Genomic DNA, 1,574 nt, shown 5'->3' on the forward strand with positions numbered 1-1,574 from the left:
ATACCCCTACCAACTACGCGCACTCAGCACCCTAGCGAACAGGAAGTTTTTTCATTCACAAATTGTTCGCTTGGGGTGTACCCCAGGTGCCCCTACCAGCGCCCGCAGTTGAAGGCTTCACCTACCAAATGGTAAAGTTAGCTATATGCGAACCAGTCAGCGCTCCGAGATCCTGGAAGCTGCCCTCCGCGTCATGAACGCAGCGGAGGGTGGCGACATTACCCTTGACGCAGTGGCCCACGAGGCCGGGCTCACCAAACCGGGATTGCTATATCACTTCCGCAACCGCGACGTACTGCTCGCCGCGATCGTCGACCACGCTGCGGCCAACGTCGAGAACGACATGACTGCCACCCTTGGCAAGCCCCTCGAGAACGCCAACGCCACCGAGCGGCTCCTGAGCTACGTTCACGTCGCCGCCCACGGGGCCGCCAAGCGCGCCGAGTTCATCATCTGGGGCCAAGCGACGTACCGGCCCGAACTCACCGAACCGTGGACTACGCGGATGGGCCGCTGGCTCGAACTCCCGGACGATCTCGACGCCGCCACCCGAGCCAGGCTGACCACCGCCCGACTCGCCGCCGACGGACTCTGGGGCGCCCAGGCCACAGGTGTGTCCACCCTCCACGGCGCGGATCTCGAAGCCGTCGTCTCCAGCATTCGCTCCCTGATCGAAGGAACAACCCCATGAAGCAGTGGTTCCTGCTCGCTGGCGCCATCACTACCGAAGTGGCGGCGACGCTGTCTCTCAAGGCGGCGCTCAATCACCCATCCTGGTACATCGTGGTTGCTGCCGGATACATCGGCACTTTCGTCTTCCTCACCTTCTGCCTGCGCGAAGGAATGCAGATCGGCGTCGCCTATGGCATCTGGGGAGCCAGCGGGGTCGTGCTCGCCGCCGTGCTATCCGCCGCGATTTTCGGTGAACCTCTGACCGCTGTGATGGGTCTTGGAATGGTTGCGATCATCAGCGGTGTCCTCACCGTCGAACTCGGCTCCCAGAAAGCTCAGCAAACCGCAGCCCAGGAAGCAGGAGTCAACTCATGAGATGGATCTTCCTCGCAGGCGCCATCTTGTCCGAAGTCGTCGCGACCATGTCGCTACGAGCCTCCGACGGTGGCCGGGTGAAGAAATGGTTCATCGGCGTCATCGCGGGGTATCTCGTGGCGTTCGTCGCCTTAAGTCTCGCCTTGGCCGACGGCATGGCCCTTGGCGTCGCCTACGGCATCTGGGCAGCATCCGGCGTAGCTCTCACCGCGATCCTCGCCCGGGTCATCTTCCACGAACCCCTCACCCGAACCATGGCCCTCGGCATCCTCCTCATCGCCGTCGGAGTTCTCACCGTTGAACTCGGCGCCAACTTGGCGAACTGACGCATTTCCGCAGGTAAACCAGGCAGATTGGTGTGCTACACCACGAGGCGCACAGACAAAGGCTCCCCAATGAGCGCCTGTGGGCCTAGCGTTGTGGATGTGATCACCTGTGTCGTCCACTACACCATCGACCCCGACCAGATCGCAGCCTTTGAACAGTTCGCCCGCGCTTGTGTTTTGTCAAGTTGTTTTAGGCCGTTT

At 61.8% G+C, this 1,574-nt stretch carries 3 protein-coding genes; all 3 read left to right on the plus strand.

Features of this window, described 5'->3' with window-relative positions; genetic code table 11:
* Nucleotides 1–145 precede the first annotated feature (145 nt).
* The 3 genes from HMPREF3145_RS01440 to HMPREF3145_RS01450 are packed head-to-tail and all read left to right on the plus strand — an operon-like array spanning nt 146 to nt 1,373.
* The gene (locus tag HMPREF3145_RS01440) at nt 146–691 is read left to right on the plus strand and encodes a TetR/AcrR family transcriptional regulator (protein ID WP_034666346.1); all 546 of its coding nucleotides are present in this window, start codon (nt 146–148) and stop codon (nt 689–691) included.
* Nucleotides 688–1,047, plus strand: a complete 360-nt coding sequence (locus HMPREF3145_RS01445) for a DMT family transporter (protein WP_048733039.1) — start codon at nt 688–690, stop codon at nt 1,045–1,047. Before HMPREF3145_RS01440 ends, HMPREF3145_RS01445 begins: the two co-directional genes overlap by 4 nt.
* Nucleotides 1,044–1,373 carry a DMT family transporter gene (locus HMPREF3145_RS01450; protein WP_003849969.1) on the plus strand — a complete coding sequence of 110 codons (330 nt, stop codon included), beginning with the start codon at nt 1,044–1,046 and terminating at the stop codon, nt 1,371–1,373. Before HMPREF3145_RS01445 ends, HMPREF3145_RS01450 begins: the two co-directional genes overlap by 4 nt.
* The last annotated feature ends 201 nt before the right edge of the window (nt 1,374–1,574 follow it).

The sequence above is a fragment of the Corynebacterium sp. HMSC05C01 genome (genome assembly GCF_001807155.1).
GTDB lineage: Bacteria > Actinomycetota > Actinomycetes > Mycobacteriales > Mycobacteriaceae > Corynebacterium > Corynebacterium coyleae.

Bases quoted from the DNA above. Each gene is read 5' to 3' on its own strand.
- HMPREF3145_RS01445 (WP_048733039.1), top strand. From the start codon at position 688: ATGAAGCAGTGGTTCCTGCTCGCTGGCGCCATCACTACCGAAGTGGCG.
- HMPREF3145_RS01450 (WP_003849969.1), top strand. From the start codon at position 1,044: ATGAGATGGATCTTCCTCGCAGGCGCCATCTTGTCCGAAGTCGTCGCG.
- HMPREF3145_RS01440 (WP_034666346.1), top strand. From the start codon at position 146: ATGCGAACCAGTCAGCGCTCCGAGATCCTGGAAGCTGCCCTCCGCGTC.